The organism is Phaeospirillum tilakii (genome assembly GCF_042683125.1).
Lineage (GTDB): Bacteria > Pseudomonadota > Alphaproteobacteria > Rhodospirillales > Magnetospirillaceae > Phaeospirillum > Phaeospirillum tilakii.
The window spans coordinates 15,509-42,157 of record NZ_JBHUIY010000004.1 but is presented as its reverse complement, the minus strand read 5'-3'; the positions used below and the strand labels follow the sequence as shown (position 1 = coordinate 42,157).

Here is a 26,649-nt window from a genome sequence, read left to right as displayed (position 1 = left end):
GCCGTCGGCGGCCTGCGCCCGCCCCAGAAAAGCGAGAGCCGCGTCAACGGCTTGCCGCAGGGCGCCGGTCATCGCGGGACCGTGAATCGTTCGCAGTGATCGACCATCGATTTCAGCTTGGCGCAGCAGGCCAGCCGCAGCGGCTCGGGCTGGTCCAGGCACAGCCGGGCCAGGGCGTCGAAGGCGGCCAACAGCTTGTCCGCATCCTCGCGGTGCAGCCCCTCCCCTCCCCGCGCGCGCCCATCCAGCAGGAACCAGTTGACCTGGCCGGTCCGCCGGTCCGCGTCGAGGTCGGCGGCGTCGTTGAGGATCTGTCCCAGCACCGAGGCGGTGCGGTAGACCTGCTCGACCCGCCGGCGGGTGTCGTCCTCGACCAGCCCGGCCAGGGATTGCAGCAGGATGGTGTTGTGGGCGGTGGTCTTCAGGTCGATCAGGCGCAGATAGCCCTCTTCCGACAGGGCGGCGCCCGATTCCATCTCGATCAGGGCGCCACGGCAGGCATCGGTGCAATGGGCGGTCAGCCGCGCCAGTTCGGCCACCGCGACGGTCTCGCCGAACGAGGCGGCGAAATCGGTGACGCCGCGCAGAATCAGCACGATGGCCGCCAGGGTGGTCTGGCTGCGCGCCCGCCGCTCGCCGCCGCTCGACAGACGGCCATACATGGTCGGAGCCAGCCCCTTGTAGTCGGCATGGCCGTCGATGGCGTCGTCCAGCATCCGGCCCGACTGGTAGATCAGGTGGCAGCAGACCACCCGCCGGGCGAACCGGTCGGGCGGCAGCGACAGGGCGGTCCCCAGCACGGCCAGATCCTCGACACTCCACAGCAGCCAGCCCAGGTAATCGCCGACCGCCGCCAACATCGTCCCGATCGCCTCGCCGCCACCGATGCCGTCGGCGGTCAGGGAGCGGGTGAGATCCTCCAGCACCGCGGCCAGCCGGTGCCGCATCGCCTCGCGCTGTTCGTGCAGCCGCTCGCCCGAGCCGCCCAGGAAGGTCTCGGCGCGGGCGCAGACACCCCGCACGGCGGCACGCTCCAGCAGGGCGCTTTTCAACATGGTCATCGCCGCCGCCTTATCGCCCGCCGCCGGCCGCCGCCAGGGCGGGGGAACCCGGCAGCAGCGACGACAGCACCGCGGCCGCCAGGGCCACCGGATCGTTCAGCTCGGCCAGCCGCGCCGGCCAGGGATTGTCCCCCGCCGTGCCCAGCCAGCCCGACACCAGCGCCGCCAGCGGCTCGATCGCCTCGGCCCGTCCGTCGGTCAGCCTGAGGTAGGGCTGCAAATGCTCGGGCAGCAACTCGGGCGGAACCCCGCCCGGCCGTTGCAGGCAGAGCATATGGGCGCCCGCCCCCACCGCCTCGACCATCTGCTGGAAGCCGTTCTTGCCGACGACGACGCGCGCGCGGTTGAGTTCGGCGACGTAGGCCGTCTCGCCCGGGCTGACCACCACCCGCATCCCGGCCGGCGCCCCGCCCGCGAGTTCCATCCCGAAACTGCCGGTCATCAGCACGGTCTCGGGCGGGGGGGACGGCAGGCGACGGTGCAGATCGTGGGCGAAACGGGCGACCTCGGGGTCGTAGCCGAACAGCAGCAAGGTCCCGGCCGGTGCCGGCAAACGGCGGCCCAGGCCGGGAACCAGCGGCGGGGCGACGAAGATGTCGTCCTCGATCCAGCCGAAACCACCCAGTTCGGGCAGGCCGACCAGCAGCCACGTCCCCACGCCCGGCCACATCCGGCGGAAATAGCGCGCGCTCAACCTTGAGTGGTAATTGTCGATGCAGGCGGTCCGCAGCCCCAACTGGAGCGATTCGCGAAAGGCGGTCCGCATCGAGCCGCTGATCGGGCATTCGCCCAGCACCACCAGGGCCGGGGCGGTCCGTTCCAGCCAGGCGTTGACCGGGCGGGGCCTGCTGTCGGCGATGTCGGGGGTGTGCCAGTCATAGCGGGCCCGGGCCTCGGCCACCATGCCGTCGTGGGGCAGGTCGCCGAAATGCAGCATCTGGATGCGGTGGCCCTCGGCATGCAGCCGATCGGCCAGACGCAGGCAGCGCTTGAGGACACCGATCATGCTGACCGGGCGCGCCGTGGCATAGGTAACGAAGACGATCGGCTGGCTCACGACGGGCGCGCCCTCCTCACTCGACGGGATGGGGCAGGCTGCCGAACAGCCGGCAGATCCGCCCGAAATAGCTTTCGCCGACGGCCTGCACCAGCCATTGGCGCCGCTCGGGTTCCTGTCCGGGCCAGGACAGCGCCCGCGCCGCCTGCGGCCAGCACAGGCCGCCGTCCAGCCGCTGGGAAATGCGGCGAACCTTGCCGGAAATGCCGTTCCACGCCGCCTGTCCGGCCTCGATCACGCGGGCCCCGCCGTCGTCGTCACCGTCCCGCGCCGCGATCAGGGCGCGGCGGAAGCGCCCGCAGGCGGCCAGACCACGCCGCAGGCCGGCGGGCACGCCGTGACGCTTCATTTCGGCATGGTCGAGCAACAGGGTGAACAGGTCCGAGACGTCGTCGAGGCCGGCGCGCATCTCGACCCACAGACTGCCCTCCTCGCTCCACCAGAACGGCTCGTTGCGGTCGTAGCACAGCGACAGGCACGGCGTGCCCACCAGGGCGGCCAGATGCGAACTGAAGGTGTCGATCCCGATCACCAGATCGCTGCCGCGCATGGCGTCGAGCACGCCGTGAAAGGCGGCGTCCTTGTCGCGCTCGGCCAGGGCGAGCAGCCGCACCGAGACGGAGCGGGGCGCCCGGCCGCGCATGGCCTGGGCCACCAGACCGGCATAATGCAGCGACTCGGCGGTCATGCCGGCATGGACGACGATCTCGACCGGGCCGATGGCGGCGCGATGCGACAGGGGGGGCAGCACCAAATGGGCCCAGTCACCCTCGCCCAGGATGATGTTCTTCGAGGTCAGCGGATTGACCAGAATGGTCAACGGGCGGTCCCCGTCCTTGGGCGCGGGCGGCAGGGCCAGCGCGGGGCGCGACGGGCCGGGGGCGCCGCCGAGCAGGCGGGCGGCCAGGGTCGCCAGGCTGCTCCGGTTGTTGGGCCGCAGCGGGTCGAGGGCGACCCCGGTCTGGATCGGCGCATCCGGACCCGCCATGAACCAGAGCTGGCCTCGGCCGATGGCGACCTCGAGCACGCCGCAGCGATGGTTGCCGCCGGTATAGCCCAGATGCATGTCGAGGCCGGTGAAATTGACGAACACGATCAGGCCGCGCCGGCCACCGCTCACCACGCCATCGACGCGGGCAATGGCGTTCAGCGGATTGCCGTTGGTCTCGACCGCCTCGGCCACCCACGGGATCAGCCGCCACAGCGCGGGATGGGCGCTGTAGACCTCGAAGCGGGCATGCGGGAAGGCCTGGGCGAGATGGGTGGCGAAATCGACCGAGGCGATCTCGTCGCCGAATCCCAGGGCGGGGCCGAACACCAACAGCACGGTTTCGTAATCCTCGCCCAGCAGCCGCGTCGGCCCCCAGGGGATCCGGGTGGCGGATTGGTGCCAGAAGCGTTGATAGCCGGTCTGGTCGCAGCGGTGGACGAGATAGGCGAAGAACGCCTTGTCGCGGGTTTCGTCCGCCAGGTCGAGATCGCCCAGGATGGCGTCCAACGCGGCGCCCCAGGCGGGTGAGGCGCCGGCCCGCAGCGACGTGACCACGCCACGCAGGACGCGCAGATCCGCGACGCGGTCGCGCAGATAGGTCAGGTTGCCAAGGCTGATCGGGCGAAAGGCGATCGCGGCGGCATGCTCGCGGACCAGATGGACCGCGCGCAGCACATCCCGGGGGGGACGGACCTCGAGCCCGTGGCGGCCATCGGACACCAATTGGCCGATACTGAGGCGCGAACCCGACGAGTCGGCGGCAAGAGGCACTGCGATCGGCTCCTTTTCCATCCGGGCGGTCGCGGCATGGTACCGGCCGCCCTTTGAAATGATCCGTTCGGCGGCCGGCCGGCCCGCGCGGCGCCTGAGCGTCACCGTCTCGGCCTGAACTGACCCGACGGGTCAGTTCATTGGCCGGGCGGTATGGGACGGTGGCGCCCCGCCGCCGGGCGGCGGCGGGACGGGGGACGGCCTACTTGAACAGGGACAGGATCACATTGGTCGGCACCAGCAGCGGCGCGTAGATCACGGAATAGCCGGGCAGCGCCTGGGGTTGGGCCTGGGGTTGCGCCTGGGGCTGCTCCGCGGCGGCCGGCTGCGATTCGGGAACGGCCACGTTTTCGGCCAGCGCCTCGAGGGGGAGGCCGCCGCCGCCCGAGAAATACGGGGCCGCGGTCCGGAAGTAGCTGGCCGCCTCGAAATAGGGCGCGGCCAGATTCGCCGCCGCGAAATAGCCCCCTCCGGGGGCACCGGCCAGATCCGACGCGGCGAAATAGCCTCCCCCCGCGGCGCCGGCCAGGATGCTGGGCGGCAATTCGGCCGGAGCGGCGCGCTGCGGTTCGGGCGCCGTCACGCCGAGATAATCCACCCCCCAGGCGTCGTTCCTGCGGACGAAGCCGACATGCAGGGTGAACTCGAAGCTGTGCTCCTCCCAGCTTTCGCCCGACGAGTAGATCAGCTGGGCGCGGGCGTTCAACTGGGCCTTGTCGGCCTCGTAGACCGTATCCTTGATTTCAAGGATGGTGACCTCGATGTCGCGGGCGCCCCCCAGGCCGGCCTCAAGGCTGGCGATGGCGTTGGCGAGGGGCACCGGGCGGGTGGCCACCCAGACGGGAAGATCGGGCAGCAAGGCCTTGAGGCCAGGCCAGTTCTTGGCCTCGATCGCCCCCTTGACCTGGGCGACGACGTCAAGAATGCGGTCGGTGTCGTTCTGAGTCGGTCCGTTCTTTTTTGCCATCGTGTTCACCATCTGGCTGGGCGTTGAGGTGGCGGAAGGAAACGGTCAGGGGACGGCGACGCCGATCAGGGCATAGCCGTTGTACTGCCCCCACACCCGCAACGTGACGTCTCCCGGGCGCTGCCTGACCCAGCGGCGCACGGCGTCACGAACGGTTGGAATCGACTTGAAATCATGGGTGATCATCAGGCGCGCCCCCCCCGGCCTCAGGCAGCGCGCGCCGTATTCCAGATCCCAATAGGCGCCGGGAAAGGTATGGTCGCCGTCAACCACCACCAGATCGGCCGACCGGGGCACCGCCAGCTGTTCCAGCACCCCCTCCGGCGCGTTCACCAGGTCGATGCGCCCGGCATCCCACGCCCGCACCGAATAGCCACGGTGAAAACGGATGCGATGGTGATGGCCGGACTGACGGGCGACCTGGCGGGCGATTTCGACCGGGCGCGTCACCGCACCGTCGCCATAGGCCTGGGGCTCGGGATCGATCGTGTCGATGGTGCCGTCGATGCCGCCATCCTCGAGCCCCAGCGCCATCGCGATGGCGGAATGGCCGCAACAGGTGCCGGTCTGGATGATGGAATGCGGGGCCCGGAACCGGGTGGCGAGGTAGAGAAAGGTGAGAAAATAGGATTGGTCGTTCCAGTCGATGCCGAAATCCCGGTTGTAGGCGCGGTAGATGGCTTCGATGCGCTCCCCCACGGCGGGTCGCTGTCGCTCGATCTCCTGGTCGATGTGGCGGCACAGCGCGTCGATTTCCTCAAAGCCCATCTGGCCTCCTCGGTCTCGCACCGGATTTTACCTTTTTGGTTGTGTTGTTTTTCGCAATTAACCTCAGAGTGTCTAGATACCAACTACCACAACCAGGCATTCACGCAACCATTTTAGATGCCCTTACGGTGGCAATAATACTTTTTTGGTTGTGACGATACAGCTTAGGGTGGTGATGGGCGAAATATCCGGTTCCCGGACGGGCGAGGTGTCGCCGACCGCTTGCGGCCGCCCCGCGCGCCAACGGCGCGACACGGATCGAATCAGCCCCCGAGGCCCGTTGCCCCGTATATCAAGAATACCAAGGGGGTCCGGGGCATCGCCCCGGCCGGGCCCGCGGGCGGGAGCCCGCGCAACCTATGGTGTCGCGCGCGGGTGGGAGCCCGCCGTTACTCGACGGTGACGCTGTTGGCGAGGTTGCGGGGCTGATCGACGCCGGTGCCCTTGGCGACAGCGACGTGATCGGCCTGCGACGGGACCGAAATGGCATAGACCCGCGGCGCCGCCACCACGTCCTCTACGTTCAAGGCGGTCTTGCCGTCCAGCCCGTCGCTCAGGGGACAGGATCCGCCCGCTTGTCACACGCTTATCGATAATGATAATCACAATCACATCCGGTCGCCATCGCGGCCAAAAAGACATTCAGAACACTAGCTTTATAGACTAAAATAACTATCATGCCGCCATGCGCCCCGCTCGCCGTCTGATCGCCCGGCTGATCCTCGCCCTGATCCTGGTCCAGGTCGCGGCCGGGCTCGCCCTGCCCGGGCAATCGGCGGCGGCGCGCGGCCAGCCGGCCGGGGTGTGCTCCTCCCGTCCGACGGGAACCGACGCCGATCATCGCCCGGCCGCGCCGGAAAGCACGGCCGGGCCGCATTGCCTGTTCTGCCTGCCGCTGTTCCAGGGCCATCTGCTGCTGCCGGCGGCCCAGACCGCGCCGGACCGCGCCGAGGTCGGCAGCGATCTCCGCCTGCCGGTGGCGCGTTTCCGGTTTCCCCCTGATCCGACCCGGTGCTGGGCACCACCGCGCGCGCCGCCGCTCCCGCTACGCCCGCCCCGAACCTGACCGCTTCCGCCGCCGCACGAGGATCATCCGGCCGGGAGCCGGTCGCGTCGTGCCCGCGCCGCCGCCGCCGGGCGTAACCCGCCGGAGTCCGCCTCCGGTCGTTGCGAGAGAGTATCCCGATGAACCGCCACCGTTCCGCTTCCCCGGGGCGGGCGCTGCGCCGCTCCTGCGCCGCCTGCGCCCTGCTGGCCGCGCCCGCCCCGGGGCTGGCCCAGACCGCCACCGCCCTGCCGCCGATCCCGGTCGAGACCGCGCCGGTCGAAACCGAGACTCCGTCCACCGCCACCACCGAAACGGTCCCGGCCGAGGCGGTGCGGGCCAAGGCCGCCACCACCGACGACACCGCCCGTCTGCTCGGCGACCTGCCGGGGGTCAGCCTTTACACCGGCGGCGGCCTGTCGAGCCTGCCGGTGATCCGCGGTCTGGGCGACGACCGGATCAAGACCCTGGTCGACGGGGTGCCGATCGGGTCGAGTTGCCCCAACCACATGAATCCGGCGCTGTCCTATCTCGCCCCCAGCGCGGTCGGCCGGGCCGAGCTGATCGCCGGGATCACCCCGGTCAGCGCCGGCGGCGACAGCATCGCCGGCACGATCCGGGTCGATCCCAAGGCGCCGGTGTTCGCCGCCACCGGCGAAGGGATCCATCTCGGGGGGCAGGTCTCGACCGTCTTCCGCAGCAACGCCAGCGCCCTCACCAATGCCGGCGAGGCCAGCGTCGCCACCGAGGATGTCAGCCTGGGGGTCAGCCTGAACCGCGCCGAGGCCGGCAATTACCAGGACGGCAACGGCAGGGTGATCCAGGCCAGCAAATACAAGAGCTATGGCGGCGACGCCACCCTGGCCTTTCGCGGCGACGGCGATCAACTGGTGCTGCGGGCCGGCGGGACCTACACCCCCTATGAGGGGTTCCCCAATCAGGCGATGGACCTGACCTACAACCGGAGCACTCATGCCAGCGCCCGCTATCAGGGCGATTTCGCCTGGGGCAGTCTTGACGGCCAGGTCTACGGGCTCGACATCCGCCACAAGATGAATTTCCTGTTCGGCCGCAGCAACGCGGCGGTCGGGGCGGGCATGCCGATGCTGAGCCAGGCCCGGCAGTTCGGCTACGCGGTCAAGGCCGAGATCCCGCTCGGCCTCGACGACACCCTGCGGGTCGGCAACGAGTTCGACCGCTTCACCCTCGACGAATGGTGGCCGGCGACGATGACGATGACCAGCGCGATGGGGCCCGGCACCTTCCAGAACATCGCCGGTGGCGAACGCAACCGGATCGGCACCTACGGCGAATGGGAGCGGGCCTGGACCCCGCGCTGGACCACCCTGTTCGGCCTGCGCAATGACACGGTGGTGACGGATAGCGGCCCGGTGCAGGGCTACAATTGGGCCAGCGGCACCAGCTACCATTACCGCGAGGACGCCGCCGCCTTCAACGCCCGGGACCGCACCCGGGTCGATCTCAATCTCGACCTGACCGCGCTGGCCCGCTATCAGCTTTCCGACACCGCCACCGGCGAGGCCGGCTACGCCCGCAAGACCCGCTCGCCCAATCTCTACGAGCGTTATGCCTGGTCCACCGGGTCGATGGCCTCGTCGATGATCGGCTGGTTCGGCGACTATAACGGCTATGTCGGCAACGTCGATCTCAAGCCGGAGGTCGCCAACACCCTCAGCGCCACCGCCGACTGGCACGACCCGGGCGCCAAGGTCTGGCAGGTCAAGCTGACCCCCTATTACACCTATATCGAGGATTATATCGGCGCCGACCGGATCACCAGCCTCAACGGCCACGCCGTCACCGGCACCGTGCTGCGCTTCGCCAACCACGACGCCCAGATGTTCGGCGTCGATCTGTCCGGCCGCACCCTGCTGGCCCGCGACACCGGCCTCGGCGATTTCGGTCTCGGCGGCAAGATCGGCTGGGTGCGCGGCTGGCAGGTCAATGACGGCCGCAATCTCTACCACCTGATGCCGGTCAACGGCCAGCTCACCCTCGACCAGCGCCTCGGCGGCTGGAGCAGCGCGCTGGAGATCCGGGCGGTCGCCGGCAAGACCCAGCTCGACACCACCCGCAACGAGCCGACGACGCCGGGTTACGCCCTGGTCAACCTCCGCGCCGCCTATGATTGGGAGGCGGTCACCCTCAGCTTCGGGATCGAAAACCTGTTCAACAAGCAATATTACGAGCCGCTGGGCGGCGTCGATTACAAGGACGCCCGCTATGCCGGCCAGACGATGACGACACCGTATCCCGCGCTGGCCGGGATGGGGCGTTCGTTCGATGCCGGGGTGACGATCAAATTCTGACCGGTCGCGCCCCCCGCCCGCCGGACGGAGCAGGCAGCGCCGTATCGCGGCGCGGCCTGCTCCGGCTCGGGATTCCCGCCTCGCTCGGGCTGCATGCGGCGGTGGCGGCCGGCCTCGGCCTGCTGGCCGGCCCGGCGGTCCGGCCCGATCCGCCGGCGCTGGTGGCGGAGTTGATGATCCGGTCCGCCCCCGACCCGGCCCCAGCCCCGTCGCCACCGTCGCCCCCCTCACCCGCCCCCCCGGCCTCACCCGTCCCCCCACCCAGGCCGGCGCCGGCCGCGATCCGGCCGCCGCCGCGCGCGACGACGCCCCCGCCCCGTCCGGTCGCGCTCCCGGCTCCGGCCGCCCCGGCCGCGATCGACGCCGCCCCGCCGGTGGAGACACCCTCGCCCCCTCCGGCTCCGGCGACCGCCGCCGCCGAGTCCGACGCCGCAGCCCAGGCCTATGCCCGTCTGGTGTGGGAACGGGTGCTGGCCCACCGCCCGGCCACCCGGCGACTGGTCGGCACCACCCTGGTGGCGTTCCGGCTTGATTCCGCCGGAGAGCTGGTATCGTCCGAGATCGCCCGTTCGAGCGGCAGCGGTCTGCATGACCGCGCCGCCCTGGCCGCGCTGCGCGCCGCCGCGCCGTTCCCGCCGCCGCCGGCGACGATCGCCCCCGACCGCCTGAACTTCACCCTGCCCTTCGCCTTCCACTGAGGCGGAAAGCGGGGCGCCATGGTGTATCATCGGCGTGAATCACGCCTCCCCCCACCCGCCAGGAAGCCGCAATGATCGATCTCTATTACTGGCCCACCCCCAACGGCCACAAGATCACCCTGTTGCTTGAAGAAGCCGGGCTCGAATACCGGATCGTCCCGGTCGATATCACCAAAGGCGACCAGTTCAAGCCAGAGTTCCTGGCCTTTTCGCCCAACAACCGGATGCCGGCGATCATCGACCCGGCCCCCGCCGATGGCGGCGCGGCGGTGACGGTGTTCGAATCCGGCGCGATCCTGCTTTATCTCGCCGAGAAAACCGGGCGCTTCCTCCCCAGCGACCTGCGCGGCCGCAAGACGGTGATGGAATGGCTGTTCTGGCAGGTCGGCGGCCTCGGCCCGATGGCCGGGCAGAACCACCATTTCAACCTCTACGCCCCGGAACGGATCCCCTACGCGATCGAGCGTTATGTCAACGAGACCCGGCGGCTTTACGGTGTGCTCGACCGCCGGCTGGCGGGGCGCCCCTTCATCGCCGGCGACGACTACACCATCGCCGACATGGCCTGTTATCCCTGGATCGTGCCGTGGCAACGCCAGCAGCAGACTTTGGAGGATTACCCCGACCTCAAACGCTGGTTCGAGGCGATCGCCGCCCGCCCGGCGACCCAACGCGCCTATGCCCGGGGCGACGCCCGGCAAAACTGAGCCGGTTTTCGGGTGATGTGTGCGCTCCGCCCACGCCCGCCAAGGGCCGCAAGGCCCTTGGAACCCTTTCCTTGCCCTTTGCGCGGCAGGCGCCCGCGCCCAAGCTGACAGGCCGCTCCGCGCCCGACCACACCAATGGGTTCCAAGGGCCTTGCGGCCCTTGGCGGGTGCGGGCAGAGCCCGCGTAACGGCGTCGGGGTTACTCGACGGTAACGCTCTTGGCGAGGTTGCGGGGCTGATCGACGTCGGTGCCCTTGGCGACGGCGACGTGGTAGGCCAGCAACTGGACCGGAATGGCGTAGACCAGCGGCGCCACCAGCGGCTCGGCGTCGGGCAGTTCGATCCGCGCCGCCACCTTGGCCGACAGCCGGGCCAAACCGGCGCGGTCGGACAGGAAGATCACCTTGCCGCCGCGCGCCACCACTTCCTCGACGTTCGAGGCGGTCTTGTCGTACAGCGCGTCGCTCGGGCAGATCACGATCACCGGCACCGATTCGTCGATCAGGGCGATCGGGCCGTGCTTCAGTTCACCCGCCGCATAGCCTTCGGCGTGGATGTAGCTGATTTCCTTCAGCTTCAGCGCGCCTTCCAGCGCGATCGGGTAATTGCTGCCGCGCCCGAGATAGAGCACGTCGCGGGCCTCGGCCACCAGCGGCGCCACGGCGCGGATCGAATCCTCGCGGCGCAGCACGTCGGCGACCCGGGCCGGGACCTCGGCCAGGGCATGGCAGACTTCGGCCTCGGCGGCGCGGTCGAGCGCACCCCGGGCCCGGCCCAGCGCCACCGCGAGGCAGGCCAGCACCGTCAGCTGGGTGGTGAAGGCCTTGGTCGAGGCGACGCCGATCTCCGGCCCGGCCAGGGTCAGCAGCACCCCTTCCGCCTCGCGGGCGATGGTGCTTTCCGGCACGTTGACCAGGGCCAGGGTATGCTGGCCCTCGGCCTGGCAATGGCGCAAGGCGGCCAGGGTGTCGGCGGTCTCGCCCGATTGCGAGATGAACACCGCCAGCCCGCCCGGCTCCAGCGGCGGGGCGCGGTAGCGGAATTCCGAGGCGATATCGACCTCGACCGGAACGCGGGCCATCCGCTCGATCCAGTATTTGGCGGTCATCGCGGCGTAATAGGAGGTGCCGCAGCCGATGATCCGCACCCGGGCGATGGTGGCGAGGTCGAACGGCAGCTGCGGCAGGGTCAGGGTCCGCTCGGCCGGATTCAGCATCGTCTTCAGGGTGTTGCCGATCACTTCCGGCTGCTCGAAGATTTCCTTCAGCATGAAGTGGCGGTGCTGGCCCTTGCCGATCAGGGCGCCGGACAGGTGGGTTTCCCGCACCGCCCGCTCGACCAAATGGCCGGCGCGGTCGCGGATCTCGACGCTGTTCGCGGTGATCACCGCGCGGTCGCCGTCGTCGAGATAGGAGATCCGCCGGGTCAAGGGCGCCAGCGCCAGCGCGTCGGAGCCGAGATACATTTCCCCGTCGCCATGGCCGATCGCCAGCGGCGAGCCCTGGCGGGCGGCGATCATCATCTCGGGATGGCCGGCGAAGACGATGCCGAGGGCGAAGGCGCCCTGCAACCGGGTCAAGGCGCGGTCGGTGGCGGCGACCGGGTCGAGCCCCTGGGCCAGCAGATGATCAATCAACTGGGCCACCGCCTCGGTGTCGGTGTCGCTCTGGAACTTCTGCCCGGCGGCGGTCAGCTCCTGCTTCAGTTCCTGGAAGTTCTCGATGATGCCGTTATGCACCACCGCCACCCGGGCGGTGGCGTGGGGATGGGCGTTGCGCTCGCTCGGCACGCCGTGGGTGGCCCAGCGGGTATGGCCGATCCCGGTGCTGCCGCCGAGCGGATGGGTTTCCAGCAAGGCGGCGAGATGGAGCAGCTTGCCCTCGGCGCGGCGGGTCTCGATCCGGCCCTCGACCAGGGTGGCGATCCCGGCCGAATCATAGCCGCGATATTCGAGCCGGCGCAGCCCTTCGAGCAGCAGCGGCGCCGCGTCGCGCCGGCCGACGATTCCGACGATTCCACACATGATGCGCTGTCCTTATTCCTTGCCGCCGCGTTGCCGGGCGCGGAAGCGGTCGGCCCAGCCCGGCAGCGCGATCTGCGCGCCGCGCGCCACCGCCAGGGCGCCGGCCGGCACTTCCTTGGTGATCACCGAACCGGCGCCGACCACCGCGCCGTCGCCGATCTTGACCGGGGCGACCAGCGCGCTGTTCGAGCCGATGAAGGCCCCGGCGCCGATGTCGGTGAACGACTTGTTGAAGCCGTCGTAATTGCAGGTGATGGTGCCGGCGCCGACATTGGCCCCGGCCCCGACCCGGGCGTCGCCGATATAGGTCAGGTGGTTGACCTTGGCCTTCGGCTCGACCACCGCGGCCTTGACCTCGACGAAATTGCCGATATGGGCGGATTCGCCGATCCGCGCCCCCGGCCGCAGCCGGGCATAGGGCCCGAGCAGCGCGCCATCGGCGACGGTGCAGCCCTCGAAATGACAGAAGCCGCGAATCTCGACCCGGTCGCCGATGCTGACCCCGGGGCCGAACACCACCTGCGGCCAGACGGTGACGTCCTGGCCCAGCCGGGTGTCCCACGAGAACCACACCGTGGCCGGATCGATCAGGGTGACGCCGTTGTCCATCGCCGCGTTGCGCAGCCGGGCCTGCACCACCGCCTCGGCGGCGGCCAGCTCGCGGCGGGAATTGACCCCGAGCAGCTCGACCGGCTCGCCCTCGACATAGGAGCAGTTCCAGCCATGCTCGCGGGCGTGGTAGACCACGTCGGTCAGGTAATATTCGCCCTTGCTGTTGCTGGCCGGGTCGATCTGGTCGATCAGGGTCCAGATCCGCGCCGCGTCGAACGCCATCACCCCGGAATTGCACAGCGGGTTCTCGCGCTGGGACGGGGTGGCGTCGCGATATTCGACGATCGCCTTCAGCCCCTCGGCCCCGACCACCAGCCGGCCATATTCGTTGGCGTGCTCGGGCTTGAAGCCCAGCACCACCACCGCCGGATCGTCGGCATTGGCGCGTTCGTCGAGCAGCCGGCGCAGGGTGTCGGCCGAAATCAGCGGGGTGTCGGCATACAGCACCAGCACGTCGCCGTCGAAGCCGTCGAGCGCGGCGCGGGCCTGGGCCACGGCATGGCCGGTGCCGAGCCGTTCGGTCTGCACCACCGTCGGCACCGGGGCGACGGCGGCGGCGACCGAATCCATCCCGGGGCCGACCACCACCACCACCCGGTCGGGCGACAGCGTCGCCACCGTGGCCATCAGGTGCTGGACCATCGGACGGCCGGCGAGGGGGTGGAGGACCTTGGGGAGAGCGGATTTCATCCGGGTGCCCATGCCGGCGGCAAGGACAATGACGGCAAGCGAACGGGAAGCCATGATGGTGGCGCCGACCCAATCTGTTGCGGCAAGCTGGCGCACCGTGCCACAAACCTCGGCCCAGGGCCAAATCAATCTTTGTTGCGGAAGGTTTCGATGTCCCCGCTCCCCTCCCCCCGCCATTTTCCCGCCGCCCCGCGCGCGGTGCTGTTCGACCTCGACGGCACCCTGATCGATTCGCTGCCCGACCTGACCGACGCGGTCAACCGGATGCTGGCGGCGTGGCACCGCCCGCCGCTGCCGGCCCCGGCGGTGATGCGGATGGTCGGCGACGGCGCCATCACCCTGGTCGAGCGCGCCTTCGCCGCCACCGGCGGCGCGGTGGCGGCGTCGTGGGACGATCTGCTGGCCGCCTTCCTGGCCGATTACGAGCCGCGCGCGGCCGAGACCACCCGCCCCTGGCCGGGGGTGACTTATGCCCTGGCCCGGCTGCGCGGCGCCGGGCTGCCGCTGGCGATCTGCACCAACAAGCCGGCCGGGGCCACCCGCGAGGTGCTCGACAAGCTCAATCTCGCCGGCTGGTTCGATCTGGTGGTCAGTTCCGACGACGCCCCGGCGCTGAAGCCCGATCCGGCCCATGTCCGGGTCTGCCTCGACCGGCTGGGGGTCGGCGCCGAGGCGGCGGTGATGGTGGGGGATTCCGAGAACGATTTCGCCGCCGCCCACGCCGCCGGGGTGGCGACGGTGGCGGTGTCGTTCGGCTATGCCCGCGCCCCGCTGGCCAGCCTGGAGCCCGACCGGGTGATCGACCATTTCCACGCCTTGCCGGCGGTGCTGGGGATCGACCCGGTCCCGCCCGAACTGGCCGGGCTGGCCCCCGCCTTCGCCACCGAGATGGCGCGCGACCGCCAGCATCTCGCCGCCCTGTGCGCCGCCGCCGGGGAGGATGCCGGCGCGGCGCTGGCCGAGCAGCTGCACGCCACCCGGGGCAAATGCGCGATGTTCGGTCAGGCCGCCCTGGCCGAGGCGCTGCACCGGCTGGAGCAGGAGCGCGGACAGGCCGGGAGGGAACGCTTCGCCGCCACGCTCGACGCGCTGCTGGCCGGGGCGGCGGTTCATCCCGCCCTGACGCTAACCAAGAGTTGAGGGTTTCCGCGCTATTTTACCGCCGGCCACCCGCCTCCGCGCCCCGCCGTCACGGGACGGCGGGGGGGCAAGCCGGTTTGCAAGCGGCGGCGTTTCTTTTATAGTTCAAATGGATATTCCGCCGTGATGAGGGGACGGGTGCCTTGAGCCAGCGTAACGCAGCCGAAACATTCGATATTCTGCTGGTCGAGGACAATCCCGGCGACGCCCGTCTGGCGCAGGAGGCGCTGAAGGAAGGACGGATGACCAGCCGCCTCAAGGTGGTGGTCGATGGGGTCGAGGCGATGAGCTATCTGCGCCGCGAGGGCGGCTATGCCGACGTGCCCCGCCCCAATCTGGTGCTGCTCGATCTCAACCTGCCGCGCAAGGACGGCCGCCAGGTCCTGGCCGAAATGAAGGCCGACCCCGAGCTGCGGCGGATCCCGGTGGTGGTGCTGACCACCTCGCAGGCCGGGCAGGACATCCTGCGCAGCTACGATCTGCACGCCAATTGCTACATCACCAAGCCGGTGGACCTCGACCGTTTCATCTCGGTGATCCGCTCGATCGAGGAATATTGGTGCTCGGTGGTGACGCTGCCGCCACGCTGACCGGCCCGGCCGCGATGGCGCCGCCCCCGCCCGCTCCCGACCCGCTCGCGGTCCTGGTCGTCGAGGACAATCCCGGCGACGCCCGGCTGGTCCAGATCTATCTCGAGGGCGACAGCGCCGCCGCCTTCACCGTCACCATCGCCGAGCGGCTGGCGGTGGCGCTGGAGCGGCTGGCCGGTCAGGTCTTCGATGTCGTCCTGCTCGATCTGTCGCTGCCGGATTCGTTCGGGCTCGACGGGCTGGCCCGGCTGCGCGCCGCCGCCCCGCTGCTGCCGGTGGTGGTGCTGACCGGCACCGCCGACGAGGGGCTGGCGCTCGACGCGCTGCGCCAGGGCGCCCAGGATTATCTGGTCAAGGGCCAGGGCGACGGCGATCTGGTCCGCCGCGCCATCCGCTACGCCATCGGCCGCTCGCGCGCCGACGCCGCCCTGCGCGACAGCGAGGCCCGCTTCCGCGCCCTGTTCGAGAATGCCGGCGCCGGCATGATCCTGATCGATGCCGAGGGGCGCTACCTGCACGGCAACCCGGCCTTTCGCGCCATGGTCGGCTATGACGAGGCCGCGTTGCAGCGGATGACCCTGCGCGACATCGCCGCCCCCGGCGACGGCGCCGAGCTGTGCGACCTCTATCAGCGCCTGATCCTGGGCGAGCTGCACAGCCTCGATCTGACCAAACGCTACCTCAACCGCGACGGCGCCGAACGCTGGGGCCGGCTGACCGTCACCCCGGTGCAGGACCGCGCCCGCCCCCACCACGCCGTCGCGGTGGTCGAGGACATCACCGACACCAAGCGGCTGGAGGACCACATGCGCCTCGCCGCCACCGTGTTCGAGAACACCGGCGACGGCCTGTTCATCACCGATGCCGCCCGCCGCATCATCCTGGTCAACCCCGCCTTCACCACCCTGACCGGCTACCCGGCCGAGGAGGTGCTGGGCCAGAGCCCGCGCCTGCTGTCCTCGGGCCGCCACGGCGCCGATTTCTACGAGCGGATGAACGACAGCCTGATCCGCAGCGGCCGCTGGCAGGGCGAGATCTGGAACCGCCGCAAGAACGGCGAGATGTTCGCCGAATGGCTCAACATCGCCGAGGTGCGCGACGAGCGCGGCCAGTTGCAGCATTACGTCGCGGTGTTTTCCGACATCACCTCGCGCAAGCAGGACGAGGAACGGCTCAATTACCAGGCCAACCACGACCCGCTGACCCGGCTGCCCAACCGCACCCTGTTCCAGGAGCGGCTGTCGCGCGCCCTCACCCGCGCCCACCGCAACCACTCGATGGTCACCCTGCTGTTCATCGACCTCGATCTGTTCAAGGAGGTCAATGACAGCCTCGGCCACCTGGCCGGCGATTGTCTGCTGCAACAGGTGGCGGAGCGGCTGACCGCCTGCGTCCGCCAGGGCGACACCGTCGCCCGGCTGGCCGGCGACGAATTCACCGTGATCCTCGAGGACATCGCCGAGGCCCGCGACAGCGCCCTGGTCGCCCACAAGATCCTCGCCTTGCTGGCCGAGCCGTTCGACCTCCAGGGCCAGCAGGCCCGCATCAGCGCCTCGATCGGCGTCGCCCTCTATCCGATCGACACCGCCGAGGCGGATTCGCTGGTGCGGCTGGCCGACGCGGCGATGTACCAGGCCAAGCGGCGCGGCCGCAACGCCTGCTGCTTCCATTCCGAATCCGTCTATGCCCAGGCGTTCGAGCGGCTCGGGCTCGAAAACGCCCTGCGCCGGGCGATCGAGCGGGAAAGCTTCCATCTGGTCTATCAGCCGGTGTTCGCCCGCGACGGCGGCGCGCTGACCGCGCTTGAGGCGCTGCTGCGCTGGGACCATCCCGAACTGGGCGAACTGCCGCCCGAGCGTTTCCTCGCCCTGGCCGAGGAAACCGGGCTGATCCTGCCGATCGGCCGGCTCGCTTTGCGGCTGGCCTGCCGCCAGGGACGGGACTGGCTCGACCAGGGCATCGCCCCGCCCCGGCTGTGCGTCAACCTGTCGCCGCGCCAGCTCCAGGCCGCCGACCTCGCCGAGGAGGTCGCCGCCGCCCTGGCCGAATCCGGCCTGCCCCCGGCCCGGCTCCAGCTCGATCTGCCCGAATCCTGCCTGACCGAACCCGACGGCGACACCGACCTGCGCTTCGGCCGGCTGAAGGCGCTGGGGATCGACCTCGCCATCGACGATTTCGGCTCCGGCCACGCCTCGTTCAGCCTGCTGCGCCGGCTGCCGGTCACCTCGCTGAAGATCAGCCAGAGCTTCGTCCGCGACCTCGCCCACGGCGCCGAGAACCCCGACGTGATCACCGCGATCGTCGCCGTCGCCCACGGCCTGCACATGCAGGTGGTGGTGCCCGGGGTCGAAACCGCCGAACAATTCACCCGCCTCGCCCGCTATCGCTGCGACCAGCTCCAGGGCTTCCTGTTCGCCCATCCCCTGACGGCGGCGGAGGCGACCGAGCGTCTGCGCGCGCCGCTGCCGCCCCCCGCCCTCGACGGCCAGGAGCCCGATGACGGCGAGGTCACCGCCCTGCCCGACCGAATCGGCTGAACCCCCGGCCGGCGAAAAAAAATCAACGGGGACGAATTTTTGCCGTTGCGTCCCCCCCGGGATTTGGGTAGAAGAACGGCCTCCGCGACGGACACCCCGCAGCGGAGCGGCCCGGGACCCCGATCCCGACGCCGGATGAAGAGATGGGCGATTAGCTCAGCGGGAGAGCACACCCTTCACACGGGTGGGGTCGTAGGTTCAATCCCTACATCGCCCACCATCTCTTTCAAGGGGATGGCTGGTTTTTAGGATGTTCCCCCTGGTTCAAATGAACCGGTGACGGATCCTACAAATCGAGCGCCGACGCAGCCTTCCTCAGATAATCCGGCGAATACCTCGCATAGACCCTCTCCGTGATCCTGCTGTCCGAGTGCCCTAGGTACTGGGCGATTTCGGACATCGGAGTTCCCGCCTCCGCCATCCACACGGCGGCCGTGTGGCGAAGATCGTGTGGGGTGAAATCGGACAGGCCGGCACGCCGGCACGCCGCCGCGAACGACTTCTTCACATTCTTGACCGGCTGGCCGTCATATTCAACGACGTGATCGCTTTGCGCCTGCGCCTTGGCCGCGCGCAGGACCGGGTAGAGGGTCTGGTTGATCGGCACGATCGCCCGCCCCTTCCCGCCTTCTTTCCGTCCCAGCCAGATCGTCCTGCGGTCGAAATCGACCTGAGGCCACGTCAGAGCTAGAAGCGCTTCCTTCCGGCCGCCCGTGGCAATCGCGAGATGCAGGAACACAACAAGGTGCGGCTGACCGGCCGCCGCATCGAGCAGCATGGAAAACTGAACCCTGGTCAGCCATCGATCGCGGGGCGGCGGGGCTGATGGAAGCTCGATCACGAACCCCGTCTTCCCCGCCCACCTGAAGGCGGCGGACAGCATGGATATCTCTTTCCGGACCGTGGCTGGCGCCTTCCCGCGCGCAGCGACGTAATCTCGGCACCATGCGCGGTCAATCTGGTCCACCCTCAGCGCCGCACAATAGGGCTTGAGGATGCGCCACATGATCTTCATGTAGTCCTTGGTGATGGCCTTCGTGTCATCGAGGTAGGCCTCGACGACATCACCAACGATATCCCCTATGGGTTCCGCGAGCGCTCGCTCAAGATCAACTGCCGCCCGCTCGGCAGCAGGACGGTTCTCCTCTGTGGCGGCAAGGTTTCCAAGGGAGAGGCGCCTTCGCTTCCCGTCGACGACTGAGGCTGCGCACCACTTCCCCCGATATTCGATGATTCGCATTCGTATTCCTCCAGAGCCTCTGTGGGGATTCTCACCAGCCGCCCGATCCGGACGGCCCGGAGGAGCCCCGCTCGGACAAGGTTATAGACGTGCTGGTCGCTGCATCCCCAGCGCGCTGCAATGTCGGCAGCCTTCAGGAGTTGTTCTGCCATCATCCCCTCCCCACCCTCGTCGCCACCAGGGCGAGGGAAATCTCATTGACCAGCCCGGTGACGCTGTGGTGATCCGGCCGACCCTCCAGCACCAAGATGGCGCGCTCGACCGCGGCGTCGATGTCGATCGGGCCGATCAGGGGGGTGCCGTCCGCGTCGAGCAAGGTGGCGGAGATGCCGTCGGTGGTGAGCTGGCGGGCGGTCGACATCACGCACCCTCGTTGACGATGGCGAAATACACGTCCCGGCACCCCCGGACATCGGCCAACGCATCATGGGCGCCGACCAGATCGCGGCCGGTGAAATGCCGATATGCCTCTTCCAGCTTCGGAGGCTTGGGCTTGTTGAAGCCGGCGGCAATCATCTTGGGCGTCGGCGGCAGGTTCAGGATCGGCGTGGACGCCTCCATGGTGCAGAACCGCCGCTCGGGCAGTGCCTGCTCCAGATCGTTGCGCTGAAACAGAGTCGCCATCAGGGCCAGGTCGAACTCGATGTTGTGCGCCACCAGAAGGTCAGCCTTCGCGGCCATCGCCCGGAACGCCAAGGCGGCGAGCTTCGGGTGGATGCCGAACTGGCGCGCCACCTCGTCCGTGATCCCATGCACCTTGGCCGCGCCCGCAGGGATCGGGACCCCCGGATTGATGATCAGGTTGAGGCAAGCCCGCTCGGCCCCGTCGTCATCGGTCAGGAGCCCCGCAAGCTGGACAACGTGGGGCTGGTGCTTGGCGTCGGACGGCGCGCGCTTATCGGGAAGGCCGGTGGTCTCGGTGTCGAAGAAGAGAATGGACATGGTCAGTACTCCCTCCCAACGCGCGCCCGCTGCTCTTCCAGCACCCCGGCGCCCAGTTCGCGGCAGACCTCGATATCAAGCCGCTCCCACGCGGCCTCCAGGTCCGCCTCGGTGGTGGTGGCCTCCAGTTCCGCCAGTCCGGCCCGGGCGGCGGCAGACAACGCGGGGCCGGACGCGTCGGCGATCGCCACCAGTTCCGCCATGTGCGGATAGATCGCCTTCTTCACGGCGTTCGGCGCGGCCGCGTAGTGGGCGTCAAGGGCGGCGCGCCCCTGGGCGGCAACACCCTTGGCGATAGCCAGGGGGTCGTCTTCCGGCGCCGGCGCGGGCGGCAGGTCAACGTCCGCATCAATCACATCGGCCGCTCCCCGCGTGATTCCGCGCAGGCTGTCCTCGATCAAGCGGGCCCGGCCCTGGGCTTTCGGCGCCGCCGCAGCCTCCGCCGGATAGAACTCGTCGACCACGTCGTCGATATCGTCGCCGGGCAGCGGTGCGTTCGGGGCCGGCAGCGACAGCAGACGGCGGGCCTCGGTTTCGATCTCGGCGATGCTGACGTGCGTCTTGGCCCGGAACAGGGCGATTTCATGTGCGCTCGACAGCAGGTCGGAAAGCTTGCCTCGGAACTCAAGACCGACCACCTGGATGGTGAGTTGCGACCCGTCCGGCGCCGTCGCCTGTTTCGGGGTCACGGTCAGCACCAGGGGAATATTCGCCAGGATGCCGCCGGTCTGGGACCGCAGGAACGCCATCGTGGACATGATGCCGACGATGCTGTTGTAGCTGGTGGTGCGGAATTTCCACACGCCACCGATCCCGCCAACGTCAAGGTCGAGCAGTACCGACAGCGCCCCGTTCATTTTGCACTTGGCCCCCTGGCGCGCCGGATCGGCAAACTCACAGGGGCAGGCCCGTTCGCAAGATGTCCCCGCTTTCGGATCCAGTTTGGTGGCCGTCTCGCCGTCCCCCGAGCACACCAGAGTTCGGCCGGAGAACATGGCGTAGCGCGTCGGGAAGTTCAGCGCCGGATCGTCGTAGAGCAGGCGGACCGGGATCGCCTTCGGGGCATCGCCGATCTGCTGGTGAATCGCCTCGTCGCGCTTGAAGTTTCCGTCCTGGCCGCGCTCAAGGCCGGTGACCAGAAAGTGGTCGAGCTTTTTCGGGGGCTGGAACTCCTTTCCGGTCCCGCTCGTTCGCACGGCCCCCTTCATCCCGATCTTGATCTTGCCCCGCTCGGGCAGGCTCGGAATCAGGTTCTTGATCATCAGCCGACGCTGCGGCACGACATCGTTACTCAGCGGCGCGTTCATAGCTCATGTCCTTCTGTTCGGGCGCGTCGAAGAAGCCGAGGGCCTCTAGACCCTCAAGCGTCTTGAGCGCATAGGCGGGGAGCCCGACGGTGCTGATACCGCCGTCGTAGCCGGGCCAATGGCCGGTCTCCAGGCAGCGGGCGAACAGGCGGATGGCGCGACGAGCCAGCCGCTCGCCCCACATCATCGCCTCGTCGTCGAGGGTGCAGATCGAGCACAGGTAAGGCGGGGCCTTCTCCTGCACGATGAAGAAGAAGCTGTCCGGCCGGGTGCCGGTGACCGCCTCGATCCCGTCCAGGGTGTGGGCGGCCTGGATGTGGTAGCCATAGTCCTGGACCGCGCGGCGAAAATCGTCGGGGTGGGCGCTGGTTGTGGTCTTGAAATCGGGGACATGGACCGGCACCGTCGGAAGCCAGTCCGGGCGGCAGCGCAGCCAGACCCCGGTCTCGGCGTCCTGCCAGAACAGCGACTGCTCGGCGCGGCCGTTGGACAGCGCGAGGCGGACCAGATCCGACCGCATCGCGGCATCGCGCATCGCCTTGACCGCCTCGAACTCCTTGGCGCGGATCAAGGTCTTCCCCTCACCCTCGGCCTGGGCGGCGAAGGCCTTGCCGGCGTTGCTGCGCAGGTCGAGTTCGGCCGGCATGACGGCGATGCGCTGCTCGAACTCAGCGCCCTGAAGGAGCCACATGTGGGCGGCGCGGCCGACCGAAAGGGCCTTGGTGGTTTCTTCCTTCCAACCTGGGTTGAGGCGGCGGTTATCCCACCAGAACGCGGCCGGGCACTCGCCGATGATCCGCTTCATGCCGCTGGCGGACAGACTGGGAGTGGGGGCCGGATCGGCGTGGTACACGTCGTCGGGCATGTCGTAGATGCCGGACCCGCCGGCAGAGATCGCGGCGCGGGCGGCGTCGAGGGTGGTGAGCTGGGTCATCGAACACTCCACGGCCGAAAGCTGCTGCCCTGGGGCTGCCGGCGGCGCCGTCGGCAGCCCCAGGGCAGCAGCTTGCGGAAGATGGTCGGCATCATGGGCGGGGCTCCTCGTTGCTGGCCTCGATCGTCTCGGCAAGGGTGTTCAGGTGCCTGATCAGGTGGCCAACCTCGCCCCGAGCGATCATGCGGCCGACGGGCTCCCAGCAGCGGCCAACCTCGTGACCGCTGGCGACCAAGCCGATGGCCTGTTCGATTTCCCGATACACCTCACGCAGATAGTCTTGCGTGTCCCTGACGATTCGCAGGCTTGCCGCGCGGCTCCTGTCTGTGATCAAGACGCGCGGTGGCGGGACGGGCTCGGGCTCGGGCTCAATCTCGGCCTTGATCGGGACGGCGCGCCCGGGCCAACCGCCGGCCGGTGCCGACGTGCAGGTCTTGCAGCCGTGGCGGCCGATGGTGTAGGCCGCCCGGTCAAGGCACTCATCGCAGATCGCAACGGCGGTCGCGCCCACCACCAGCCATCGGACATCGGCGAGCGGCGATTCGCAGAATGAGCAGGCCTGGGACTGCTGGGCTGGCACCGGTGGCTCGGCGGCGTCCTGATCTTTGGCGGCCTTGGTCGTCTTGCGTCGGGGCTGGCGGGGGATCGCGGTCATGGCCGATCCCCCGCGTTGGCAAGCTCCAGCAGCACCGCGACCACGGCCGGATAGGCGGATACCTCGGGCGGGAGAGCCGTCCGGCGCTCTCCATCGGCGCACAGGACGCGGTAGGACAGGACGGTGCGGCCGTCCCCGGCAGTCGAGCGGCCGGTGACGATGGCCGGGCCGGCATACTCGTCGGCGATGGTCACGGTGACGGGGGTGTCGAGCGGGATCGGGATCATGATCACTCCGCAGCAAGCCGCCCCTCGATCGCGTCGAGCGCGCCGAGCAGGGTGGCGAGGTGGCGTTGGGAACAGGCCAAGTCGGCCTCGGCGTTGGTGGTATCGCCCCCGCGCGCGCCGACCTGGGCGAGGATCCGGCGATCCCGCTCGACGTGCCGGGTCCAGGTCGCAATCCTGCTGCCCAGGTCGTCCGCGCGGCTCGGCGCCGGCAACAGGGCGGGGTCGATCGGGCCGTCGAAGCGGCGCTCCAGGTCGCAGATGGTCGGGCGGCGGGGCATCGGGGCTACTCCGCAGCGACCGCGAGCGCGGCGGGCTCGGTCAGGTCGAGCAGGATCCGCCCGAGCCGGCGGGCCTGATCGGCGGACAGGCTGATGCAGGTCTTGCCCGCATAGCCCGGCTGATAGAGGTCCACCCCGTCGCGGCCGATCGGGCCGCCGTCGCGCTGGTTGCCGTTGGCGACGGACACCGCGTCGTCGATGGTGATGGCGGTGCCGGGAGTGGCGAGGATGGTCTGGGCGGCGTTCATGACGGTCACACCTCCGATTCGAGGCTGATGGCGATGCCGACGAGCGTCAGGGCGGCGCTCAAGCCAGCGGCGAGGTAGGCGAGCAGCGAGGCCATGTCAGCGGCCCTCCTTCGCGGCGGCGAGGGCGGCGCGGGCTTTGTCGTAGCCGGCGTGCGCGGGGTGTCCGGGGTAGTAGGACGCGGGCATGCGCTCTCTGAGGCCGAGCAGCGCCCATTCCAGATTTTCGACCAGCTTGGCCTGGGTGGCGCGCAGCCGCTCGATCTCTTCCTGCTGGCCGATGACCTCCGCTTCCAGCGTGGTGATGCGATCGCCGTAGCAGGTGAGCGCGGTTTCATTCTCGGCCTGGGCGGCGGCAAGGTCGGCCCGGGCCTTGTCGAGCTTTTCGTTGAGCGTTTCGACCTCGAAGCAAGCCTCGTCGCTCTCGGCCCGCAGCCGCTCGATCTCGGCGGCCATCTCCGGGGCGGCGGCGATCAGGGCCGCGTTGGCTTCGATTTCGGCTCTGCCCCGCCAACCGCTCCACCCCACCCTGCAAACAGGGTTCGGGTGCCCGCCGGCAACGGAATTGACCAAATTGTTCGGAAAATCGGCGACCCACGGCCCCGGCGTGTGCCCGGCGGTCGGATCGGCAACGGTCTCAACATGGCCCGTGCCGTCGTGCGGCGGCGCGGTCAGGGTGGCGGGGTGTTCGGTGCTGTCCATGATGACGTGACCTCCGAGGGTCCGGGGCCGCCGCTGGGGTGCAGGGAGCGGACGGCGGCCCCGGTGGCCTGCCGTTGAGATCGGCAGGCCGGTTGCAGGGCTTACGCGGCGTCGAGGCCTTCGTCGTCCTCGTCGCCCTCGGGCTCGTTGGCGTCGTCGGCGGTCAGGTCTTCGCCGTCTTCCTTGGGCTCGGACGGGCTCGGGCTCGGCGCGGGGGCCGGGGTCTCGGGGTCGGTCGGGTCGATGTCGGGCATGCGGTCCTCCTCCGGGACGGCGCCGCAGGTGGCGCCGAGCGGTTGCCGTCGGCGGGGCCGGCGGATCAGCGATGGCTGATGGGAGGGAGTTTCGCACTATGGTGCGATATTGGCAACCTGTTTCGCACTATGGTGCGATTTTCAGCGCCGCACGATCGTGCGACCATAACCGCAGCCATTTGACGAGGCGGCGATGTTCAAGGTAATAAATATTAGAAATATATCAAAAGAAACGCTCTTTAATTCATTAATATACGTCGTAATAATTACAATAGGCGCGACATCGCTTAGCCTTTATCTTTTGCTGGACGCGAAAATTTCGCGCATTTCCAATGAAAACGCTTTTTTAAAGATACGCGTTTCCGAACTTGGCGACGAGATTGGCCGCATTGAAAGAATATATGGAGACAAAAATTCACTTGAACACGAAACCGCCTTACAAAAAATCGACACATTAAGCAGAAGGATTGAGGACGTTTACCTTGATTGCTCTGGAAGTTATTCAAGGATAAAAAATGTTGAGGGCGATATATCAACAATTAATTCTGAATTATCGCTCATTAGACTTCAAATGCTCACAAGATAATATACGGAGCCACCAATGGCGCAGCCAAAAGCGCTTGTTCTAGCGTCCCTCGTGCTTTCCGCCTGTGCTTGGCACGAATCGCGCCCGCTCGGCACCGTTGACCCAGCCGACAAGGTGGCGCTCCTGCCGACCGGGACGTTCGGCCTGCTCGGCGCGCTGAAGGACGAGCTGTCCCGCCGGGGCTGGACCATCATCGTGTCGCAGGGTGACGACCGGGTAACCGGCAGGGTGTTGCCCGATGCCGATGTCACGATCAGCCGGGAGCGCAAGCCGCGCTACACCTTCAAGGTCGAACAGCGCACCTGGAACCCGTGCCTGATCGGGGCGAACGCACTCCGCTACGAGGTGTCGGTGATCGACAACGCCAGCGGCCAGGAGGTGTTCTTGATGAAGGGGCGCGGCGACTGCTGGTTTGGTCGCAACGATGGAGGCATGCCGGCGGCCGTTGATCGGCTGGAGGCGGCGGTGGGAAGGCGCCCGGGGTAAGGGGGGGCTTGTCAGGCCCAATCCTCCGCACCCCGCCCGCTCCGGCCGGCGGGGTTTTTCGCACCCGCAGGCGAATAAGCAAATCTACCTACAGCCTGCAAAAAAGCATAGGCATATATGCCTTTGCGCCGGTTGCCGATCCCACGAGACAAGGTACGCTAAAAGCTGCTCGCGGAAAACGCGCGGGTACACTTGATAGAGTTACCCCTCCATCAGGTGGTGCAAAGACGGTGGCACGTCGATGCAGCAACGATTACTCGCTACCCGCGCGGCTGAGCCCAGCCCGCCGGATATGGCACTGTGGAGGGGTAGAATGCAAGAACAGGCGCGGAAGCAATTTGCAGAGGACGTATCTGCTGTTTATTCAGCGTTTACAGTAGAATTGCACAAACCGTCGTTGCGAAATCTTTTAGCTGAGAGGCCGGCTACTTTTCGCGCGAATATGCGCCGCCTGCTCCAAAAGGCGCGCTCTGGCCTCCTCACCGAGATCTCGGTGCTCGAACTGCTCGATCAGACTGATAATCGCCGCCAGCGTCCGATCCGATCGCTGATCCCCAGGCGCACCACCGCGAAGAAGATCGTCAACGGTCACATCTGGCCCAGCACCACGGGCTAAGGCCTCCATCTGGTCCACGCCGGGCATTTTCCCGTCCAGGTACGAGCGTAGGGTTTGCTCCGGGATGCCGGATGCGCGCGCCCATTCGGTCTGCTGGAGGCCGCGCGCCTCCATAAACCGCAGCAGCCGGTCAGCAATGCTGCCCGGGACTGCCTCCCTAATTTTTCTCGGCCTTCCCATGGCGGGAATC

At 68.5% G+C, this 26,649-nt stretch carries 29 protein-coding genes, 1 tRNA gene and 1 pseudogene; 11 read left to right on the top strand and 20 right to left on the bottom strand.

Features of this window, described 5'->3' with window-relative positions; translation table 11 throughout:
• Window positions 1-68: 68 nt before the first annotated feature.
• The 6 genes from ACFSNB_RS03275 to ACFSNB_RS03250 form a co-directional block, all read right to left on the bottom strand.
• The gene (locus tag ACFSNB_RS03275; RefSeq protein WP_377314471.1) at window positions 69-1,061 is read right to left on the bottom strand and encodes a class 1 isoprenoid biosynthesis enzyme; all 993 of its coding nucleotides are present in this window, start codon (window positions 1,059-1,061) and stop codon (window positions 69-71) included.
• A gap of 10 nt (window positions 1,062-1,071) precedes the next feature.
• Window positions 1,072-2,118 carry a hypothetical protein gene (locus ACFSNB_RS03270; RefSeq protein ID WP_377314469.1) on the bottom strand — a complete coding sequence of 349 codons (1,047 nt, stop codon included), beginning with the start codon at window positions 2,116-2,118 and terminating at the stop codon, window positions 1,072-1,074.
• Between the two features lie 16 nt (window positions 2,119-2,134).
• The gene (locus ACFSNB_RS03265) at window positions 2,135-3,880 is read right to left on the bottom strand and encodes a glycosyltransferase family protein (protein WP_377314467.1); all 1,746 of its coding nucleotides are present in this window, start codon (window positions 3,878-3,880) and stop codon (window positions 2,135-2,137) included.
• A gap of 202 nt (window positions 3,881-4,082) precedes the next feature.
• Complete coding sequence (locus tag ACFSNB_RS03260) at window positions 4,083-4,847, bottom strand: hypothetical protein (protein WP_377314465.1); 765 nt, start codon at window positions 4,845-4,847, stop codon at window positions 4,083-4,085.
• Between the two features lie 45 nt (window positions 4,848-4,892).
• Entirely contained in the window at window positions 4,893-5,615 is a 723-nt protein-coding gene (locus tag ACFSNB_RS03255; protein ID WP_377314463.1) for an O-methyltransferase, read from the bottom strand.
• A gap of 389 nt (window positions 5,616-6,004) precedes the next feature.
• Window positions 6,005-6,142: a hypothetical protein gene (locus ACFSNB_RS03250; protein ID WP_377314642.1), complete on the bottom strand. Its 138-nt coding sequence runs from the start codon at window positions 6,140-6,142 to the stop codon at window positions 6,005-6,007.
• Between the two features lie 158 nt (window positions 6,143-6,300).
• Between ACFSNB_RS03250 and ACFSNB_RS03245 the strand changes: the two genes are divergently transcribed.
• From ACFSNB_RS03245 to ACFSNB_RS03230, 4 genes are all read left to right on the top strand, one after another.
• Window positions 6,301-6,681: a DUF2946 family protein gene (locus ACFSNB_RS03245; protein WP_377314461.1), complete on the top strand. Its 381-nt coding sequence runs from the start codon at window positions 6,301-6,303 to the stop codon at window positions 6,679-6,681.
• A gap of 119 nt (window positions 6,682-6,800) precedes the next feature.
• Window positions 6,801-8,990, top strand: coding sequence for a TonB-dependent receptor (locus tag ACFSNB_RS03240; protein WP_377314460.1), 2,190 nt, complete (start codon window positions 6,801-6,803; stop codon window positions 8,988-8,990).
• Window positions 8,991-9,364: 374 nt separating this feature from the next.
• A complete protein-coding gene (locus ACFSNB_RS03235; protein WP_377314459.1) occupies window positions 9,365-9,688 on the top strand; it encodes a TonB family protein in 324 nt (107 codons plus the stop codon).
• A gap of 71 nt (window positions 9,689-9,759) precedes the next feature.
• Window positions 9,760-10,395, top strand: coding sequence for a glutathione binding-like protein (locus ACFSNB_RS03230; RefSeq protein ID WP_377314457.1), 636 nt, complete (start codon window positions 9,760-9,762; stop codon window positions 10,393-10,395).
• 199 nt (window positions 10,396-10,594) lie between these two features.
• On the opposite strand, the gene glmS is transcribed toward ACFSNB_RS03230, so the two are convergent.
• Together glmS and glmU are read right to left on the bottom strand one after the other, a co-directional pair.
• Complete coding sequence (gene glmS, locus ACFSNB_RS03225) at window positions 10,595-12,418, bottom strand: glutamine--fructose-6-phosphate transaminase (isomerizing) (protein ID WP_377314455.1); 1,824 nt, start codon at window positions 12,416-12,418, stop codon at window positions 10,595-10,597.
• Between the two features lie 12 nt (window positions 12,419-12,430).
• The gene (glmU, locus tag ACFSNB_RS03220) at window positions 12,431-13,774 is read right to left on the bottom strand and encodes a bifunctional UDP-N-acetylglucosamine diphosphorylase/glucosamine-1-phosphate N-acetyltransferase GlmU (protein ID WP_377314454.1); all 1,344 of its coding nucleotides are present in this window, start codon (window positions 13,772-13,774) and stop codon (window positions 12,431-12,433) included.
• 96 nt (window positions 13,775-13,870) lie between these two features.
• Between glmU and gph the strand changes: the two genes are divergently transcribed.
• The 4 genes from gph (at window position 13,871) to ACFSNB_RS03200 (ending at window position 18,207) form a co-directional block, all read left to right on the top strand.
• Window positions 13,871-14,860, top strand: coding sequence for a phosphoglycolate phosphatase (gene gph, locus ACFSNB_RS03215; protein ID WP_377314452.1), 990 nt, complete (start codon window positions 13,871-13,873; stop codon window positions 14,858-14,860).
• A gap of 143 nt (window positions 14,861-15,003) precedes the next feature.
• Window positions 15,004-15,450 carry a response regulator gene (locus tag ACFSNB_RS03210; RefSeq protein ID WP_377314450.1) on the top strand — a complete coding sequence of 149 codons (447 nt, stop codon included), beginning with the start codon at window positions 15,004-15,006 and terminating at the stop codon, window positions 15,448-15,450.
• Entirely contained in the window at window positions 15,420-17,987 is a 2,568-nt protein-coding gene (locus ACFSNB_RS03205) for an EAL domain-containing protein (protein WP_377314448.1), read from the top strand. Before ACFSNB_RS03210 ends, ACFSNB_RS03205 begins: the two co-directional genes overlap by 31 nt.
• Window positions 17,988-18,132: 145 nt before the next feature.
• A tRNA-Val gene (locus ACFSNB_RS03200) sits at window positions 18,133-18,207 on the top strand.
• A gap of 66 nt (window positions 18,208-18,273) precedes the next feature.
• Here ACFSNB_RS03200 and ACFSNB_RS03195 read toward each other — a convergent pair.
• The 12 genes and pseudogenes from ACFSNB_RS03195 to ACFSNB_RS03140 form a co-directional block, all read right to left on the bottom strand.
• Complete coding sequence (locus ACFSNB_RS03195) at window positions 18,274-19,227, bottom strand: tyrosine-type recombinase/integrase (protein ID WP_377314446.1); 954 nt, start codon at window positions 19,225-19,227, stop codon at window positions 18,274-18,276.
• Between the two features lie 14 nt (window positions 19,228-19,241).
• A pseudogene (locus ACFSNB_RS03190) lies at window positions 19,242-19,379 on the bottom strand (helix-turn-helix domain-containing protein); the annotation flags it as partial.
• Window positions 19,379-19,588, bottom strand: a complete 210-nt coding sequence (locus tag ACFSNB_RS03185; protein WP_377314445.1) for a hypothetical protein — start codon at window positions 19,586-19,588, stop codon at window positions 19,379-19,381. The gene ACFSNB_RS03185 and the pseudogene ACFSNB_RS03190, both read right to left, overlap by 1 nt.
• Window positions 19,588-20,169: a 3'-5' exonuclease gene (locus ACFSNB_RS03180; protein ID WP_377314443.1), complete on the bottom strand. Its 582-nt coding sequence runs from the start codon at window positions 20,167-20,169 to the stop codon at window positions 19,588-19,590. The genes ACFSNB_RS03185 and ACFSNB_RS03180 overlap by 1 nt, the downstream gene beginning before the upstream one ends.
• A gap of 2 nt (window positions 20,170-20,171) precedes the next feature.
• Complete coding sequence (locus tag ACFSNB_RS03175) at window positions 20,172-21,476, bottom strand: recombination directionality factor (protein ID WP_377314441.1); 1,305 nt, start codon at window positions 21,474-21,476, stop codon at window positions 20,172-20,174.
• Entirely contained in the window at window positions 21,457-22,410 is a 954-nt protein-coding gene (locus tag ACFSNB_RS03170; protein WP_377314439.1) for a PD-(D/E)XK nuclease-like domain-containing protein, read from the bottom strand. The genes ACFSNB_RS03175 and ACFSNB_RS03170 overlap by 20 nt, the downstream gene beginning before the upstream one ends.
• A gap of 91 nt (window positions 22,411-22,501) precedes the next feature.
• Complete coding sequence (locus ACFSNB_RS03165; protein WP_377314438.1) at window positions 22,502-23,065, bottom strand: ClpX C4-type zinc finger protein; 564 nt, start codon at window positions 23,063-23,065, stop codon at window positions 22,502-22,504.
• Window positions 23,062-23,292: a tudor domain-containing protein gene (locus ACFSNB_RS03160; protein ID WP_377314436.1), complete on the bottom strand. Its 231-nt coding sequence runs from the start codon at window positions 23,290-23,292 to the stop codon at window positions 23,062-23,064. Before ACFSNB_RS03160 ends, ACFSNB_RS03165 begins: the two co-directional genes overlap by 4 nt.
• Window positions 23,293-23,294: 2 nt before the next feature.
• Entirely contained in the window at window positions 23,295-23,570 is a 276-nt protein-coding gene (locus ACFSNB_RS03155) for a hypothetical protein (protein WP_377314434.1), read from the bottom strand.
• A gap of 5 nt (window positions 23,571-23,575) precedes the next feature.
• A complete protein-coding gene (locus tag ACFSNB_RS03150) occupies window positions 23,576-23,818 on the bottom strand; it encodes a hypothetical protein (protein ID WP_377314433.1) in 243 nt (80 codons plus the stop codon).
• Window positions 23,819-23,914: 96 nt separating this feature from the next.
• A complete protein-coding gene (locus ACFSNB_RS03145; protein WP_377314431.1) occupies window positions 23,915-24,517 on the bottom strand; it encodes a hypothetical protein in 603 nt (200 codons plus the stop codon).
• A 101-nt stretch (window positions 24,518-24,618) separates the two neighbouring features.
• Entirely contained in the window at window positions 24,619-24,771 is a 153-nt protein-coding gene (locus ACFSNB_RS03140) for a hypothetical protein (RefSeq protein WP_377314430.1), read from the bottom strand.
• 193 nt (window positions 24,772-24,964) lie between these two features.
• Here ACFSNB_RS03140 and ACFSNB_RS03135 point away from each other — a divergent pair, with 193 nt between their 5' ends.
• The 3 genes from ACFSNB_RS03135 to ACFSNB_RS03125 all read left to right on the top strand — a co-directional run bounded on the left by ACFSNB_RS03135 (window position 24,965) and on the right by ACFSNB_RS03125 (window position 26,459).
• Window positions 24,965-25,357 (top strand): hypothetical protein, encoded by a 393-nt coding sequence (locus ACFSNB_RS03135; RefSeq protein WP_377314428.1) that lies wholly within the window; start codon window positions 24,965-24,967, stop codon window positions 25,355-25,357.
• A gap of 15 nt (window positions 25,358-25,372) precedes the next feature.
• Entirely contained in the window at window positions 25,373-25,843 is a 471-nt protein-coding gene (locus ACFSNB_RS03130) for a hypothetical protein (protein ID WP_377314427.1), read from the top strand.
• Between the two features lie 313 nt (window positions 25,844-26,156).
• Window positions 26,157-26,459, top strand: a complete 303-nt coding sequence (locus ACFSNB_RS03125; protein ID WP_377314425.1) for a hypothetical protein — start codon at window positions 26,157-26,159, stop codon at window positions 26,457-26,459.
• The last annotated feature ends 190 nt before the right edge of the window (window positions 26,460-26,649 follow it).